This window comes from Micromonospora sp. CPCC 205546, from assembly GCF_036902715.1.
In the GTDB taxonomy this organism is placed as follows: domain Bacteria; phylum Actinomycetota; class Actinomycetes; order Mycobacteriales; family Micromonosporaceae; genus Micromonospora.
In genome coordinates, this window is record NZ_JBAKHL010000001.1 from 24,581 (window position 1) to 40,647 (window position 16,067).

General features: G+C 73.5%; 15 protein-coding genes. 6 read left to right on the top strand and 9 right to left on the bottom strand.

The features are described 5' to 3' along the window. Positions 1-8: 8 nt before the first annotated feature. The 5 genes from V6U77_RS00105 to V6U77_RS00125 form a co-directional block, all read right to left on the bottom strand. Entirely contained in the window at positions 9-956 is a 948-nt protein-coding gene (locus tag V6U77_RS00105; RefSeq protein ID WP_334604202.1) for a coiled-coil domain-containing protein, read from the bottom strand. A 279-nt stretch (positions 957-1,235) separates the two neighbouring features. Beyond that, positions 1,236-2,048 (bottom strand): inositol monophosphatase family protein, encoded by an 813-nt coding sequence (locus V6U77_RS00110; protein WP_334603980.1) that lies wholly within the window; start codon positions 2,046-2,048, stop codon positions 1,236-1,238. Beyond that, complete coding sequence (locus V6U77_RS00115) at positions 2,041-2,493, bottom strand: response regulator (RefSeq protein WP_311413128.1); 453 nt, start codon at positions 2,491-2,493, stop codon at positions 2,041-2,043. Before V6U77_RS00115 ends, V6U77_RS00110 begins: the two co-directional genes overlap by 8 nt. Then, positions 2,490-4,247 carry a sensor histidine kinase gene (locus tag V6U77_RS00120; RefSeq protein ID WP_334603981.1) on the bottom strand — a complete coding sequence of 586 codons (1,758 nt, stop codon included), beginning with the start codon at positions 4,245-4,247 and terminating at the stop codon, positions 2,490-2,492. Before V6U77_RS00120 ends, V6U77_RS00115 begins: the two co-directional genes overlap by 4 nt. Continuing rightward, on the bottom strand, positions 4,244-5,422 hold the full coding sequence (locus V6U77_RS00125) for a PP2C family protein-serine/threonine phosphatase (RefSeq protein ID WP_334603982.1): 1,179 nt from the start codon (positions 5,420-5,422) through the stop codon (positions 4,244-4,246). Before V6U77_RS00125 ends, V6U77_RS00120 begins: the two co-directional genes overlap by 4 nt. Positions 5,423-5,728: 306 nt before the next feature. Here V6U77_RS00125 and V6U77_RS00130 point away from each other — a divergent pair, with 306 nt between their 5' ends. After that, complete coding sequence (locus V6U77_RS00130; protein WP_334603983.1) at positions 5,729-8,104, top strand: M28 family peptidase; 2,376 nt, start codon at positions 5,729-5,731, stop codon at positions 8,102-8,104. A 142-nt stretch (positions 8,105-8,246) separates the two neighbouring features. Beyond that, entirely contained in the window at positions 8,247-8,552 is a 306-nt protein-coding gene (locus V6U77_RS00135; RefSeq protein ID WP_334603984.1) for a hypothetical protein, read from the top strand. Positions 8,553-8,599: 47 nt separating this feature from the next. On the opposite strand, the gene V6U77_RS00140 is transcribed toward V6U77_RS00135, so the two are convergent. The 3 genes from V6U77_RS00140 to V6U77_RS00150 form a co-directional block, all read right to left on the bottom strand. Beyond that, a complete protein-coding gene (locus tag V6U77_RS00140) occupies positions 8,600-8,854 on the bottom strand; it encodes a Smr/MutS family protein (protein WP_007465523.1) in 255 nt (84 codons plus the stop codon). Positions 8,855-9,070: 216 nt separating this feature from the next. Beyond that, entirely contained in the window at positions 9,071-9,439 is a 369-nt protein-coding gene (locus tag V6U77_RS00145; protein ID WP_334604204.1) for a tetratricopeptide repeat protein, read from the bottom strand. Positions 9,440-9,534: 95 nt separating this feature from the next. Continuing rightward, a complete protein-coding gene (locus V6U77_RS00150; protein WP_334603985.1) occupies positions 9,535-10,305 on the bottom strand; it encodes an ROK family protein in 771 nt (256 codons plus the stop codon). A 75-nt stretch (positions 10,306-10,380) separates the two neighbouring features. On the opposite strand from V6U77_RS00150, the gene V6U77_RS00155 reads away from it, so the two are divergent. The 3 genes from V6U77_RS00155 to V6U77_RS00165 all read left to right on the top strand — a co-directional run bounded on the left by V6U77_RS00155 (position 10,381) and on the right by V6U77_RS00165 (position 13,165). Next, positions 10,381-12,018 (top strand): ABC-F family ATP-binding cassette domain-containing protein, encoded by a 1,638-nt coding sequence (locus V6U77_RS00155; RefSeq protein WP_334603986.1) that lies wholly within the window; start codon positions 10,381-10,383, stop codon positions 12,016-12,018. Positions 12,019-12,056: 38 nt separating this feature from the next. After that, positions 12,057-12,371, top strand: a complete 315-nt coding sequence (locus V6U77_RS00160; protein ID WP_334603987.1) for a hypothetical protein — start codon at positions 12,057-12,059, stop codon at positions 12,369-12,371. 68 nt (positions 12,372-12,439) lie between these two features. After that, the gene (locus V6U77_RS00165; RefSeq protein ID WP_334603988.1) at positions 12,440-13,165 is read left to right on the top strand and encodes a methyltransferase domain-containing protein; all 726 of its coding nucleotides are present in this window, start codon (positions 12,440-12,442) and stop codon (positions 13,163-13,165) included. Between the two features lie 203 nt (positions 13,166-13,368). Here the strand turns inward: V6U77_RS00165 and V6U77_RS00170 are convergent, their stop codons facing one another. Then, the gene (locus V6U77_RS00170) at positions 13,369-14,376 is read right to left on the bottom strand and encodes a LacI family DNA-binding transcriptional regulator (protein ID WP_334604206.1); all 1,008 of its coding nucleotides are present in this window, start codon (positions 14,374-14,376) and stop codon (positions 13,369-13,371) included. Between the two features lie 137 nt (positions 14,377-14,513). Between V6U77_RS00170 and arfA the strand changes: the two genes are divergently transcribed. Continuing rightward, the gene (gene arfA, locus V6U77_RS00175; RefSeq protein WP_334603989.1) at positions 14,514-16,028 is read left to right on the top strand and encodes an arabinosylfuranosidase ArfA; all 1,515 of its coding nucleotides are present in this window, start codon (positions 14,514-14,516) and stop codon (positions 16,026-16,028) included. Positions 16,029-16,067 lie beyond the last annotated feature (39 nt).

Sequence of the window (16,067 nt, forward strand, 5' to 3'; positions counted from 1 at the left end):
CCACCGGGTCAGTACATCGAGAGATGAACATGGTTCGTGTGGTCGGCGGCGGGGCTGCCGCTGCCGCCGTACGCCCGCCAGCCCGTGCCGGGGTGCCAGATCTGCCGGTACCAGATCACGTAGAGCACGCCCAGTCGGCCGGCGTTGCGCACGTGCCAGGCGGCGAGGCTGTCCCCGTACGCCTTGTCCCCGCCGGTGGCGGTCTTGTCCTCGAACCCGCCGGCGGCGGCTGAGAAGTCGCAGGCCCGGCCCTTGGGGTGCTCGCCGGAGCCGCCGCTGCGGTAGCAGGAGACGTACCGCTTGTAGCCGGCCGCCTGGGTCTGCTTGAGGGCGTTGTACGTGCGCGGGGTGATGCAGCTGGAGGTGGTCGGGTCGTCCACCGAGCAGGACTCCGACGGCCAGGAGCCGTCCGAGTTGCGGGGGGCCGGCTTCGCCGAGGATGAGCTGGCGCCGCTGAAGCCGCCGCTGCTGCCCGAGCTGACCTCCGCGAGCGCCGCCTCGGCTTCCTTCTTCTTCTTCGTCATCACCGCGAGCTGCTTCTGCTGCTCGCGGACCTCGGTGTCGATGGCGACCTTGGCCTGCCGGGCCTGCTCGCGCGCCTCGGTCAGGTCGCGCAGCCGCCTGCCGTCGCGCTGCGCCATCAGGTCGAGGCTGGCCGCCCGCTCCAGGAACGCCTCCGGCGAGACGCTGTCGAGCAGCATCGACGTGGGCGTCAGCCGACCCAGCCGATAGGACTGGGCGGCCACCTCGCCGACCTGTGCGGTCAGCTCGACCAGCCGGACCTCCAGCGCGCCCAACTGCTTGACCATCTGCTTCTGCCGCGCCTTGGAGTTGTCCAGCTTCCCCTTGGCCTCGATGTGGGCCTTGGCGGTGGCCTCCAGGGCGTCCCGGAGCTTCTTGGTGCCGCCCTCGTTGGGTTCCGCGTACGCCGGCACGGCACCGCCGGCGAAGAGCATCGTCGCGGCGACGAGCAGGGCGACCAGCGGTCGGCGGGCACGCCGACCGGCGGTCGGCGGGCAGTGGCCGTCAGGCCCGGCGGGCAAGGTCCTGCGCACGAAAGCATCCTTCCGTCGGCCGCCGGCCCCGGACGACAGCACGGCGCGGCGGCGGCCCCCGCCGGGCGCCGGTCGGCGGCCTGCTGGCGGAGACCGGCGGTCAGGATACCGGACGGAGCGCGGTCGACCGGGCCCGTGAACGCCCGATCCGTCGATCATCGACGCAGGGTCTTTCCGACGTCACGATCCGTCGAGCAGCGCCTCGCGTACGTCCGCCCAGACCTGCTCGCTCGCGGCCACCAGGAGGCCGTGGCCGTCGTCCGCCGGGCGGTAGTCGTTGCCGTCGAAGCGCCGGGCGACCCCGCCCGCCGCCCGCACCAGCAGGCTGCCCGGGGCGTGGTCCCACGGCAGGGTCCGCCAGAAGAGCACGAACTGCTGGTCGCCGGTGAGCACGTCCAGGTATTCCCGCCCGGCGCAGTGCTGCCCGGGGAGCAGTTCACCGAGCCGGCCGCCGCCCGCCTCGACCCGCGCCCTCGACGCCGGGGGCAGGAAGTGGGACATCGCGACGCCGCGCAGCGCGTGGAGTTCCGTCGTGCCCTCGTCGGTGCGCACCGGTCGGCCGTCGAGCCAGGTCCCCTCGCCGGCCCGCGCGACGGCCAGCGTCCCGGCGAGCGGGTCGAGGATCCAGGCGGCGGCCGGCTCCCCGTCCGTCAGCAGCGCCACCATCAGGGCGAACGGCCGGCGCCCGGCGGCGAAGTTCGAGGTGCCGTCGACGGGGTCGACCAGCCAGACGTCGCCGGAGCCGCGCAGGTGCTCCAGCAGCGCCGGGTCGTCGGCGACGGCCTCCTCGCCCACCACGACCGAGCCGGGACGCAGCCGGCGCAGGGCCGTCGAGATCATCTCCTCGGCGCGGCGGTCGGCGACCGTGACGAGGTCGCCGGGCGCCTTCTCGCTGATGTCGGCGTCGTCGAGCTTGCGGAACAGCGGAAGCACGACCTGGTCGGCGGTCTCGCGCAGCAGACCACCGACGTCGTCGAGCAGGGTGTCAGCCACGCGGCGGCAGCTTGACCACGCTGACGAAGAACTCGTCGATCTGCCGGACCACCGAGATGAAGCGCTCGAAGTCCACCGGCTTCGTCACGTACGCGTTGGCGTGCAGCTGGTAGCTGCGCAGGATGTCCTCGTCGGCCTGGGAGGTCGTCAGCACCACGACCGGGATCCGGCAGAGCTGCTCGTCCTTCTTGATCTCCTCCAGCACCTCCCGCCCGTCGCGACGGGGCAGGTTCAGGTCCAGCAGGATCAGGTCCGGCTGCACCACGTCGGCGTACTGACCCTCGCGCCGCAGGTAGGCCAGCGCCTCGGCGCCGTCGGAGACGACGGTCAGCCGGTTGCGGAGCTTGTGCTCCTCGAACGCCTCCTGGGTCATCAACACGTCACCCGGATCGTCCTCGACCAGCAGGACCTCGATCGGGCTCTTGCCGTCCGCCGGCGCGGTCATCCCACCGTCTCCCTCATGTCACCCGTTCTACCGCCTTCCGGCGCCTCGTCGGGCCCGTCCGTGCCATCCGTGTCGTCCGTGCGCCGGTCGGCCTGCGCCGGGGTGCCCGTACCGGCCTCCGCGGCGGGCTCGTCGCCGTCCCCGCTCACGGCCTCGCCGCCGGCCGGACCGTCGGCCGCACCGTCCGTCGACGCGGCCGCCGCCTCGACGTCCTCGGGCAGAGCCGGGAGGGTGAAGCGGATCGCCGTGCCCTCCTCGGTGTCGGTGTCCACCCAGACCCGGCCGCCGTGGTACTCGACGATCTTCTTGACGATCGCCAGCCCGATCCCGGTGCCCGGGTACGCGTCCTTGGCGTGCAGCCGCTGGAAGATGACGAAGATCTTGTCGGCGAACTCCGGCTCGATCCCGATGCCGTTGTCCTGACAGCTGATCTCCCACTCGTCGTCCACCAGGCGGGCCGAGACGTGCACCCTGGGCGGCACGTCCGGGCGGCGGAACTTGATCGAGTTGCTCACCAGGTTGGCCAGCAGGTTGGTCAGCAACGGCTCCTCGCCACGGATGACCGGCAGCTCGTCCCAGGTCAGCTCCGCGTCGGCGTACTGCCGGGCCGCCTCGGTCTGGCCGGCCACGTCGCCCATGATCTTGTTGAGGTCGACCTCGGTGAAGCCGGTGGTGAGCCGGCCGATCCGGGAGAAGGCGAGCAGGTCGTTGATCAGGCGCTGCATCCGCTGGGCGCCGTCGACCGCGAACGCGATGTACTGGTCGGCCCGCTCGTCCAACTGCCCCGCGTAGCGGCGCTGCAGGAGCTGGCAGAAGCTCGCCACCTTGCGCAGCGGCTCCTGCAGGTCGTGCGAGGCGACGTACGCGAACTGCTCCAGGTCACGGTTGGAGCGGGTGAGTTCCTCGGCCTGCTTCTGGAGCTGGCTGTTGACCCACTCGATCCGCTCCCGGGCCTCGCGTACCTCGGCCAGGTCCTTGGCGATCTTGCGCCGCATCGCGTCGACGTCCTCGGCGAGCCGGACGAACTCGGGCGGGCCGGTGCCGTCGATGCCGTGCTGGTAGTCGCCCTCGGCGACCTCCCGGACCTGGTCGGCGAGCCCGGTCAGCGGCCGGATCACCATCTTGTCCAGGGAGACCAGCAGCATGCTGCCGGCGATGATCACCACCGCGACGGCGACGATCAGCAGGACGACCAGCATGTTGCTGGTCCGCCGGACGTCCTGCGCGCTCTGCTGCCGGGCCTCGAAGATCTCGAGCTGGAGGTTGTCCAGCGCGCCGCGGACCCTCTCGAACCGCTCCCGGGCCTGGTCGGTGATCAGCGCCTGTCCCGCGGCGGTGCCGCGCTGCTGGGTCGTGGTGACCACCGGCACCGCCACCGCCTGGCGCCACTCCTCGGCCCGCTGCTCGACCGCGAGGAGTTCCACGCGGATCTCCGGGTAGTCGCCGAGCAGTCGCTGCATCGAGTCGACCAGGTCCTGCTCCCGCTTGCGCCCGGCGTCGTACGGCGCCAGGTCGGCCGGGTTGCCGCTGACCGCGAAGCCGCGCACCGCGGTCTCCTGGTCCACCAGCGCGTTCTGCACCTCCTGCGCCTGCACCCGCAGCGGCCCGGTCTTGTTCAGGATCGCGTCGATGTGCGTCCGGTTCTTCGCCGCCAGGGCCACCTCGCCGGCGGCCAGGCCGATCAGCAGGACGGCGACGACGGTGAGCAGCGTGACGACCCGCCGGCGCAGGGTCCAGTCGCCGACGCGCGTCATCGGCCGCCGCCCCGGCTGACCAGGAGCATGGCGACGTCGTCGGCGAAGGGACCGCCGTTGAGCTGCTCGGCGCGCCCGACCAGCCAGGCCGGCAGCTCCGCCAGCGGCACGGCGAGCGTCGCCGGGTCGGCGAGCAGTCCACCCAGGCCCGGCACGTCGAGGCGCTCGTCGCCCTCGCCGATCCGGCCCTCGATGAGGCCGTCGGTGTACATCAACAGGGACCAGTCATCGGTGTCGAACTCCAGGTCGTAGGCCACGGGCCGGCGGGGTCGTACGCCGAGCAGCAGGCCGCCGGGTGCCGGGACCGGCACCACCCTGCCCCCGGCGAGCATCAGCGGCGGCGGGTGCCCGGCCAGCCGGACGGTGGCCCGGTTGGCGTCGAGGTGCAGCCGCACGGTGGCGACGGTCGCGAAGATCTCCTGCAGCCGGCGCTCGCTCATCAGCACCTGCTCCAGCGCCGGGAGCACCTCGTCGTCGGGCACGCCGGCGAGGATCAGCGCCCGCCAGGCGACCCGCAGCTCGACGCCCAGGGCCGCCTCGTCCACGCCGTGCCCGCAGACGTCGCCGACGATCAGGTCGAGCCGGTCGGGCCGGGTCTGCACCACATCGTAGAAGTCGCCGCCGATCAACGCGGCGTGCCGGCCGGGCCGGTAGAAGGTGTGCACCGCGACCACGTCGGTGGTCATCAGCGGCTGGGGCAGCAGGCCCCGTTCGAGGCGGGCCGACTCGGCCTGGCGCAGCTCGACCTCGCGCAGCCGCCGGGCGTTCTCGTCGGCCCGTTTGCGCTCCACGGCGTAGCGCAGCGCCCGGGTCAGCAGCACCCCGTCGACCTGGCCCTTGACCAGGTAGTCCTGGGCGCCCTCGGCGACCGCGACGATGCCGAGGTGCTCGTCGGAGCGGCCGGTCAGCACGCAGACGGCGGCGCCGCTGGACATCTCCAGCACCTGACGCAGCCCGTCGAGGCCCTGCGCGTCGGGCAGACCCAGGTCGAGCAGGACGCAGTCGACGCCCATCACGCGCTGGCGGGCCTCGCTGAGACTGGTCGCCACCAGCAGGTCGATCATCGAGTTGGTCTCGGCGAGCAGCTCGCTGACCAGGAAGGCGTCGCCCTCGTCGTCCTCGACCAGCAGCACCCGCAGTCGCTCGCCGGGAGGCAGGTTGGGATGACGTCCCATCCCGCCGTGCGGATACGGCACGACGGAGGAACCGGCCAGGCCGGTCCCCCGGTACGGCCGGGTCACCGCCGCGAGACGCGGGAGATCGCTGGTGATGTCGGGCTCCTTCCGAGTGCCCTGCTGATCCTGTATTACACAACGTTCGCACACAACACGACGGGCTCCGCAGGCGCGGGCATGGGTCGGATCACTGCGCGGTCAGGGCAAAGCGGACGGATGCGCCTGTCGTTCCGCCACCGGGAGTCCCGTTGACGGCCTCCGGGGTGCAGGATGGTGCCCACCTGAGACCCCTCCCGAGGAGACCCCGTGGGCGCACCCCCCACCCGCACCGCCGACCGCGCGCTGGCCCGACCCCGTCGCCGGTCGGCCGCCGCCGCGGCGGCGCTCGTCGCGCTCGTCGCCGTCGGTGCCGGAGCCCTGCTCGACCTGCGCGCCCCCGCGCCGCGCCCGAACGACGCGCCACCGGGCGAGTTCAGCGCCGCCCGGGCGTACGAGCACGTCGAGGTCGTCGCCGCGCGCACGCACGTGGCGGGCAGCCCGGCGAACGACCAGGTCCGCGCCCACGTCGAGGGCGTGCTGCGCGGCCTCGGCCTGGAGACCGAGGTGCAGGACACCGTCGCGCCCGAGGCCGGCCAGCTCAGCGGGGCGGCCGGCGGGGCCACCCTGGCCCGGGTACGCAACGTGGTGGCCCGGCTGCCCGGCACCGCCCCCACCGGGAAGGTCTTCCTCGTCGCGCACTACGACTCGGTGCAGTCCGGGCCGGGCGGCAACGACGACGCCGCGGGCACCTCCGCCATCCTGGAGGTGGCCCGCGCGCTGACCGCCGGCCCCCGGCCGCGCAACGACATCGTCTTCGTGCTCACCGACGCCGAGGAGGCGTGCCTGTGCGGGGCGGCGGCGTTCGCGTCCGGCCACCCGCTCGCCGCCGACGGCGGCGTGGTGCTCAACCTGGAGGCGCGCGGCTCCACCGGCCCCGTCATCATGTTCGAGACGTCGAGGGACAACGCCGCCCTGGTGGACGCCTTCGGTCGGGCCGCCCCGCACCCCGTGGGCACCTCGTTCGCCGTGGAGATCTACCGCGCGCTGCCCAACGACACGGACTTCACCGCGTTCCTCGACAACGACTTCGTCGGGCTGAACTCGGCGTACATCGACGGCGGGGCGATCTACCACACCCCGCTGGACACCCCGGCCGCGATGGACCGGGCAAGCCTCCAGCACCACGGCGACAACGCCCTCGGCCTCGCCCGCGAGTTCGGCCGGGTCGACCTGGCCGCGCTGGACTCCGGGCACGACGCCACCTACTTCCCGGTCCCGGGCGGGCTGGTCCGCTACCCCGGCTGGCTGGTGCTGCCCCTGGCGCTGCTGGCGCTCGCCGCCGTGGCGGCCCTCGGCTGGCTCGCCCGGCGGCGGGGCCGCGTCACCACCGGCCGGCTCGCCGCCGGCTTCGGGCTGGCGCTGCTGCCGATCGTGCTCGCCCCGCTCGCCGCGCAGCTGCTCTGGGCGGCGGTCACCGCGCTGCGGCCCGGCTACGCCGAGCTGCTCGACCCGTACCGGCCGATCTGGTACCGGCTGGCCGTGGTGGCGCTCGCCGCCGCCGTCCTGTTCACCTGGTACGCGCTCACCCGCCGCCGGGTCGGGCCGGCCGCGCTCGCCATCGGCGGGCTGGGCTGGCTGGCCGTGCTCGGGGTGCTGCTCGCCGTGCTGGTGCCCGGCGGGGCGTACCTGGCCACGCTCCCGGCCCTGGCCGGCGCGCTGGCCGGGCTGGTCGCGCTGGGCGTGCGGATCGACGGCCCGTGGCCGGTGGTCGCGGCGACCCTGGCCGCCGCGGTGGCCGTGGTGATCCTGCTGCCCACCGTCGTCCTGCTCTTCCCGGCGCTCGGCATGGCGATGGGCGGGGTCGCGGCGCTGTTCGCGGCGCTGCTCGGCCTGGCCGCGCTACCGGTGGTCGACCTGCTGCACCCCGAGGCCGGCGGGCAGCGCGGGATGGTCGCCCTGCGCGCGCGCCGCCTCGGCGCGCTGCCGGCCGCCGCGACCGCGCTGGCGGCCGTGGTCCTCGCCGGGGTCGGGTTCGCCGTCGACCGCTTCGACGCCGCGCACCCCGTGCCCACCCACCTGATGTACGCCCTCGACGCCGGCACCGGTCAGGCCCGCTGGCTCAGCCACGAGGAGGACCCCCAGCCCTGGACCGACGGCTACGTCGACGGGATCACCGAGGTCGCCGACTTCCCCGGCCTGGGCGACGCCGAGCTGCGCGCCGGCCCGGCGCAGGCGGCGGACCTGCCCGCCCCCAAGCTGGAGGTGCTCGCCGACACCACCGCCGGCACCGAGCGCACCCTGCGCCTGCGGCTCGTCCCGCAACGCCAGGTCCGGCTGACCACCCTGCACGTGGACGCGGCGACGGCGACGGTGCTGCGGGCCGAGGTGGCCGGCCGCACGGTGCCGGTGGAGGCCCGGGAGGGGCGGTGGGGCTTCGGCCTGGTCTTCCACGCCCCGCCGCCGGAGGGGATCGAGGTGACGCTGACCGTGACGCCGAAGGCCGGGCAGGTGGCGCTGCGCGCGATGGACGCCAGCGACGGCCTGGACGCCCTGCCCGGCTTCCGGCCGCGCCCACCGGACGTGGGGATCGTGGGCTCGCACAGCTCGGAGATGCTGGCCGTGGCCCGCACCTATCCGCTCTGACCGGCTCGAACTGAGTCCCGTCGAAGCACTTCTAGATTGGGTTGGCATGAGAAGTCGACACCCGATTTCCGCTGCCGCACTACTGCTCGCCGTGCTGGGACCGGGTCTCGGCGGGTGCGCGGGAAACGACGACCCAGGCAGGGTGACGCTCGACATTCGCCTGACCGTCTGTGAGAAGACCGGCCAGAAGTGCTTCGACCTTGGCGTACCCGACGCGGAGGTCGTCCTGCTGACGTCGAGTGACGAGCGGCTCACCTCCGGACGGACCGACGCCACGGGAAAGGTCACCCTCGACGTCCGACAGGAAGGGCCCGGCCGCGCCGTCGTCACGCATCCCCTCATCGAGGGCGGCCGTAAGGAGGTCGAGGTCACCTTCCCCGCCCAGGGCGGGAAGCTGGGTCAGACGATCTGGGCCCGCTTGTCGCAAGACGCGGCAAGGGGCGGGTGAGTGAGCCCCGAACGACCATTTCGATGCAGGTCAGGGGCATGTCGCTACTACTTCCAGCGGAAGTGCACGAAGAGGCGGCCGAAGTTCTTCGAGTCCTTCTCGACGCGGTGGTAGAGCTGCTTGACGTCCTTCTGGTCGAGGAAGCGCAGCACCCGCTTCTTGAGCTGGCCGGAGCCCTTGCCGGGAATGATCTCGACGAGGGTGGCCTTCTTCGCCACCGCCTCGTCCATGATCCCGCGCAGGGCCCGGTCGATGTCCTGGCCCTTGTTGAAGATCTCGTGCAGGTCCAGCTTCAGCTTCATCGCGTACCCGCCGGCAGCTCACGTCCCATGACGCCGATGGTAGGCGTCCCGCGGCGTCCACCGCGATGCCGGTGATCAGGACCGTATGGACGTTACCCGGCAGTTTTATGGTCCATGGCGTCCTGATCACCCCGGCGCCTGGCGTTGCGCGTTCCGTGCTGACGACGTGGGCGGGGCAGCTCGGTGGAGCTGCCCCGCCCACGTGTGCCCGCTTCGTCAGCGGTTGCCCTCGACCCGGGTCTGCACCCGGTCCAGGGCGACGCGGTAGTCGTCGTTGCCGCTGTGCATGGCCGCCGCGATGCGCAGGTGCCGCAGCGCGTCGGCGTGCCGGTTGAGCCGCTCCAGCGTGCGGCCCAGCACGTGGTGGGCGTAGTGGTCGGCGGGGTCGCGCTCGATCAGCTCCCGCAGCTGCGCCTCGGCCCGGTTGAGCTGGGCCGACTGGAAGTACGCCCGGGCCAGCAGCTGGCGTACCGAGGCGTTGCCGGGCTCGGCCGCCACGATCGGTTCGAGCAGCCGGGCCGCCCCGGTCGGGTCGCCGGCCTCGAAGAACATGGTCGCCCGCCGGTACTCGGCCAGAAGGTCCATCCGGTCCACCCCCTCGTGTCGGGCCACTGTCCCGACGCTGGCACAACATCCGCCGTACCGCGACTGTTCCCGGCCGGGAATCGCGCGGGCGGGGGTCAGGTGGCGGCGCCGTGCCGGCCGGCGGCCAGCTCCCAGGCGCGGACGCCACCCACGATGCCGGCGGTGTTGGGCACCACCACCACGTCGTCGCCCATCCGGGCGAGCTGCTCGGGGCGGATCAGCCGGGAGTTGCCGCCGCCCAGGTAGAGGCGGTCCCAGCGGAACACCGGGCGCAGCCCGTCCACGACCTGGCGGATGCGGCGGGACCAGAACGCGTCCCCGAGCCGGCGCCGCTCCGGCTCGCCGACGTACGTGTCGTAGGTGGTGTTCCAGCGCACCGGGGCGTGCGACAGCTCCAGGTGCGGGGCGAGCACCCCGCCGTCGAAGAGCGCGCTGCCCAGCCCGGTGCCGAGAGTCAGCACCAGCTCGCAGCCGGTCCCGGCGACCACCCCGGCCCCGTGCACCTCGGCGTCGTTGAGCACCAGCGCCGGCACCCCGAACGCCTCGGCGAGCGCCGTGCGCGCGTCGAACCCGGACCACTGGGTGACCAGGGCGGGGTCGACCTTCGAGCGGGGGCCGGAGCGGGTCACGTAGTGCGGGGTGGCCACCACCACCCCGTGCCGGATCATGCCCGGCAGGCCGACGGTGAGCCGGTCCGCCGTGGGCAGCCGGCCGGCCAGGTCCAGCAGCGTCTTGACGAAGAGCGCCGGCGGCAGGGGGTACGGGGTGGGCACCCGCAGCGGCTGGGCGCGCATCGTGCCCGCCTCGTCCAGCACCGATGCCTTGATCCCGCCGCCGCCACAGTCGATCGCCAGAGTGGTCACCACCCGAGCAGTGTGCCGCGCGGCTGCCGGGGCGCGGAGCACGGGTGGGCGATCGGGGCGGGATAGGGTCGGGCACTGATGAGCGCGACGATGATCGTCAAGGGGCTGGCCGCGGGGCACGGGGACCGGGCGCTGTTCGCCGGGCTGGACCTGGTGGTGGCGCCGGGAGACGTGGTGGGGCTGGTCGGGCCGAACGGGGCCGGCAAGTCGACGCTGCTGCGTACCCTCGCCGGGTTGTTGCCGGTGGAGGCGGGCAGCGTGACGCTCAGCCCGCCCACGGCGAGCGTCGGGCACCTGCCGCAGGAGCCCGAGCGGCGGCCCGGCGAGACCGTACGGGACTTCCTGGCCCGGCGCACCGGGGTCACCGCCGCGCAGGCCGCGCTGGACGCGGCGACGACGGCGCTCACCGACGGCGCGCCCGGCGCCGACGACGCCTACGCCGAGTCCCTGGAGCGTTGGCTCGCCCTCGGCGGCGCTGACCTGGAGGAACGGGCCGAGCAGGTGGCCGCCGAGCTGGGCCTCACGGTCGACCTGGAACACCCGATGACCGGGCTCTCGGGCGGTCAGGCGGCCCGGGCCGGGCTGGCCTCGCTGCTGCTCAGCCGCTACGACGTCTTCCTGCTCGACGAGCCGACCAACGACCTGGACCTGGCCGGCCTGGAACGGCTGGAGCAGTTCGTCACCGGGCTGCGCGCCGGCACGGTGCTGGTCAGCCACGACCGGGAGTTCCTCGCCCGCACGGTGACCCGCGTGCTGGAGCTGGACCTGCACCAGCAGCAGGTCCGACACTACGGCGGCGGCTACGCGGGCTACCTGGAGGAACGCGAGGTGGCCCGCCGGCACGCCCGCGAGGACTACGAGGAGTACGCCGACACCCGCGCCGGGCTGGAGGCGCGCGCCCGCACCCAGCGGTCGTGGATGGAGAAGGGCGTCAAGAACGCCCGCCGCAAGGCCACCGACAACGACAAGATCGGCCGCAAGTTCCGCGCCGAGGCCACCGAGAAGCAGGCGGCCAAGGCCAAGCAGACCGAGCGGCTGATCGAGCGGCTGGAGGTGGTCGAGGAGCCGCGCAAGGAGTGGGAGCTGCGGATGGAGATCGCCGCCGCGCCCCGCGCCGGCGCCGTGGTGGCCTCGCTGCGCGACGCCGTCGTACGCCGGGGCGACTTCACCCTCGGCCCGGTGACCCTCCAGGTCGACTGGGCCGACAAGGTGGCGGTGACCGGGGCGAACGGCTCCGGAAAGTCCACCCTGCTCGCCGCTCTGCTCGGCCGGCTCCCCCTCGACTCCGGGCACGCCGCGCTCGGCCCCGGCGTGGTGGTCGGCGAGGTGGACCAGGCCCGGGGGCTCTTCCTCGGCGACGTGCCGCTGATCGACGCGTTCGGCGCAGCCGTACCGCAGTTGTCGCCGGCGGACGCGCGCACGCTGCTGGCCAAGTTCGGCCTGCGCGCGGGGCACGTGCTGCGGCCGGCGGCGACCCTGTCGCCGGGCGAGCGGACCCGGGCGGCGCTGGCGCTGCTGCAGGGGCGCGAGGTGAACCTGCTGGTGCTGGACGAGCCGACGAACCACCTGGACCTGCCCGCCATCGAGCAGCTGGAATCGGCGCTGGCCAGCTACCCGGGCACGCTGCTGCTGGTCACCCACGACCGGCGGATGCTCGACGCCGTGACGACCAACCGGCGGCTGCGGGTGACCGCCGGGCGGATCGCCGAGGATTGATCCGTGCCGACCCGCTCGCGGCGGGTGAGAATGACCTCATGCTCAAGTGGGAGTACGCGCTGCTGGTCCGCCGCCGCCAGGCCGCCACCACCGACGTCGGCTGGGAGATCGTCTTCGTCTGGTACGGCCCGGACGGCTCGATGGTCGACGTGACGCCCTACGGCGACACCGCGCTGGCGCACCTGAACCGGGCCGGCGACCAGGGTTGGGAGTTGGTCGCGATGAGCGAGGACCCGTCCCTGCCCGGCAACAACGAGCTGCACCGCTACCACCTCAAGCGGCCCAAGCCGGCCGCTCCGCCGCCCCGGCAGCGGATGCGCGGGGGGCGCCCCCGGCGGACGATCGGCGGCTGACCCGCCCGATCGGGCGTCTCGGGCATAACGGGCGGGGATCCGGGTATCGGCCGGCGGGAGGTGGCCGGATGGTCGCGCTGGCACAGCATCCGCCCTCGGCCGAGCGGCTGCGGGCGATCGACGGATTTCTCGCCGAGGCGTGGGCCGACCAGGCCCGGCACGACGACCGGCTGCGCGACCTCGCGGTGCAGGTGCGCTTCGACCGGGGGGTGGCCCACCTCGGCGGGGAGGTCGCCGGGCAGGACGAGCTGCGCCTGGTCCGGGACCGGGTCGGCCGCCTCGCCGGGGTGCTCGGCGTCTGGTGCCGGGTACGCGTGGCCGGGCGCGACCCGGTGGTGGTCGACCTGGGCTGCGGCGCCACCAAGCAGTGGCCGGGCAACCTGGGGCTGGACATCTTCCCGGCCCCGGGGGTGGACGCGGTGGCGGACCTCGCCGGCTCGTTGCCGTTGGCCGACGACTCGGTGGACGTCTTCTTCGCGGTGCACATCCTGGAGCACCTGATCGACTTCCTGCCGCTGGTCGACGAGTGTCACCGGGCGCTCCGGCCGGGTGGCGTGCTGCACGTGATGAGCCCCTGGTGGCGGCACGTGAACGCCGTCGCCGACCCGACCCACGTCCGGCTGCTCGACGTGCAGACGGTCAAGGGCATTTGCCTGCAGCGACCGCCGGGCACCCCACGCTGGTATCCGCTGCACGTGGGCTGCGACGGCTCGTCGATCTTCGCCGACCTCGCCCCGCTGCCCCCGGACGCGGACGGCCCCACCCCCGCCCACCTGGCCCGCTTCTTCGACTGACCCCCTGCCCCGCCCCCGCACCTGCCCACCCTGCCCCCTGCCCGCCTGCCCGCCTGCCAGCGTCGATCATGAAGTTGACGGCGATCTCGATCTCCAGAACCGCCGCCAACCTCATGATCGACGGGGCGGAGGCGGGGCGGGGCAGGGCCGGGGCGGAGGCGGGGCCGGGGCGGGGCAGGGGCGGGGCGGAGGCGGCGCAGGGGTCAGCGGCCCAGGGTGCTCTCGCGGGGGGCCAGGTTCCAGGGGGCCGAGAGTTCCCGCGGCGGGGCGGTGCGGTCGCCGTCGATGCGGCCGGCGAGCAGCTCCACCGCCAGCCGGGCGATGCGCTCCTTGTCCGGCGCGACGGTGCTCAGGGTGGGGACGGAGAAGCGGCCGTCCTCGATGTCGTCGAAGCCGGCCACGGCCACGTCCCCGGGGACCCGCAGGCCCGCCTCGTGCAGGGTGCGCAGCGCGCCCAGGGCCAGGGTGTCGTTGAAGCAGAAGACGGCGTCGGGGCGTACGCCCGAGGTCAGCAGGGCGCGCATCGCGGCGGCGCCGTCCGCGCGGTGCCAGGCCGTCGCGGGCGCCACCAGCCGCTCGTCGTAGGCGAGGCCGGCGTCGGCGAGCGCGGCGGTGTAGCCGGCGAGCCGGAGCCGTGCGCTGGCCCCCTCGGGAGTGCGCTGCGAGCCGATGGCGGCGATCCGGCGACGACCGAGACCGGCCAGGTGGGCGGTGATCTCCCGGGCGGCGCCCACGTTGTCGATCCCCACGTGGTCGGCGGGGCCGTGGTCGACCCGCTCGCCGAGCAGCACCATCGGGGTGCCGGCGAGCCCGGTGAGGTCCTCGGCGGTGAGCGCCAGCGGGCTGAAGATCAGCCCGTCGATGAGGTGCTCGGTGATGCCCGACGCGACCACGCGCTCCTGCTCGCGGCCGCCGCCGGTCTGGTCGATCAGCACCGTCCAGCCCAGCTCGGCCGCGGCCGTGACGACGTGCCGGGCCAGCTCGGCGAAGTAGGGGATGTCGAGCTCGGGGACCGCGAACGCGATCACTCCGGTGCGCCCCTTGCGGAGGTTGCGGGCGGAGAGGTTGGGCCGGTAGTTCAGCTCGGCGATGGCCTCCTCGACCCGGGCGCGGGTGTCGGGCCGGACGTGCACGTAGCCGTTGACCACGTTGGAGACGGTCTTGACCGACACGCCGGCCCGTTCCGCCACGTCCTTGAGCCTGTGCCGCACCACACCGCCTCCCTTCATGGGTGGGCACTTTACCTCGTAGGGGGCTCTTTACAACGTTGGTTACAACGTTGTACAAACCATGAACACCAGGTGACCGTGGTCACCCGGCACCAGCAACGAGGAAAGGTGGCACCCCCTTGCGGACCGCGCAGCTCACCATCGACCCGGCCTTCGTCGTCGGACCGGCCGACCGGCGGCTCTTCGGCTCGTTCGTCGAGCACATGGGCCGCTGCGTCTACGGCGGGGTCTACGAGCCGGGGCACCCCACCGCGGACCCGCGCGGCCTGCGCGGCGACGTGCTGGAGCTGACCCGGGAGATGGGCGTGTCGGTGGTCCGCTACCCCGGTGGCAACTTCGTCTCCGGCTACCGCTGGGAGGACGGCGTCGGCCCGGTCGGTGACCGCCCCCGCCGCCTCGACCTGGCGTGGAAGACCGTCGAGACCAACGCCTTCGGCCTCGACGAGTTCATGACCTGGGCCGCCGAGGCGGGCGTCGAGCCGATGATGGCCGTCAACCTCGGCACCCGGGGCGTGCAGGAGGCCTGCGACCTGCTGGAGTACACGAACCACCCGGGCGGGACCCAGCTGTCCGACCTGCGCCGCAAGCACGGCGCCGAGGATCCCTACGGGGTGCGGCTCTGGTGCCTCGGCAACGAGCTGGACGGCCCGTGGCAGGTCGGCCACAAGACCGCCGACGAGTACGGCCGGCTCGCCGCCGAGACCGCCCGCGCCATGAAGATGATCGACCCGTCGATCAGCCTGGTCGCCTGCGGCAGCTCCAACCGGACGATGTCCACCTTCGCCTCCTGGGAGGCGACCGTGCTGGAGCACACCTACGAGCACGTCGACTACATCTCCGCGCACACCTACTACGACCCGTCCGACGGTGACCGGGCCAGCATCCTCGCCTCCGCCGTCGACATGGACAACTTCATCCGCGAGGTCGTCGCCACCGCCGACCACGTGGCCGCCAAGCAGCGGCACCGGCGGAAGCTCAAGATCTCCTTCGACGAGTGGAACGTCTGGTACCAGTCCCGCCTGCAGGCCGACCTGGACCGGCGCGGCTGGGTGGAGGCCCCGGCGCTGATCGAGGACGACTTCACCGCCGTCGACGCCGTGGTGGTCGGCGACCTGCTGATCACCCTGCTCCGGCACGCCGACCGGGTCGGGGTCGCCTGCCAGGCCCAGCTCGCCAACGTCATCGCCCCGATCCGCACCCGCACCGGCGGGCCGGCCTGGCGGCAGAGCATCTTCCACCCGTTCGCGCTCACCGCCCGGCACGCCCGGGGCACCGTGCTACGCACCGAGCCGGTCGGCCCGACCTACGTCACGAAGCGGTACGGCGAGGTCCCGGTGCTCGACACGGTCGCCGTGCACGACGAGGAGACCGGCGAGCTGACCGTCTTCGCGGTCAACCGTGGCGAGACCGTCCTCCCCCTGGACATCGACCTGCGCGGCCTGCCAGGACTGTCCGGTGGAGCCCACCTGAGCCTCGCCGCCGGGGACGACCCGACGGCGACGAACACCGAGGCCGAGCCCGACCGGGTGACGCCCCGGCAGTTGCCCGACCCCACCATCGACGGCGGCCGGTGCTCCGTGCGCCTTCCGGCCGTCTCCTGGAACGTGCTGCGCTTCTCCCCCGTCGGTGGCTGACACCGCCCCGGTCCTGAGCAGGCACACTTCATCCCGTCC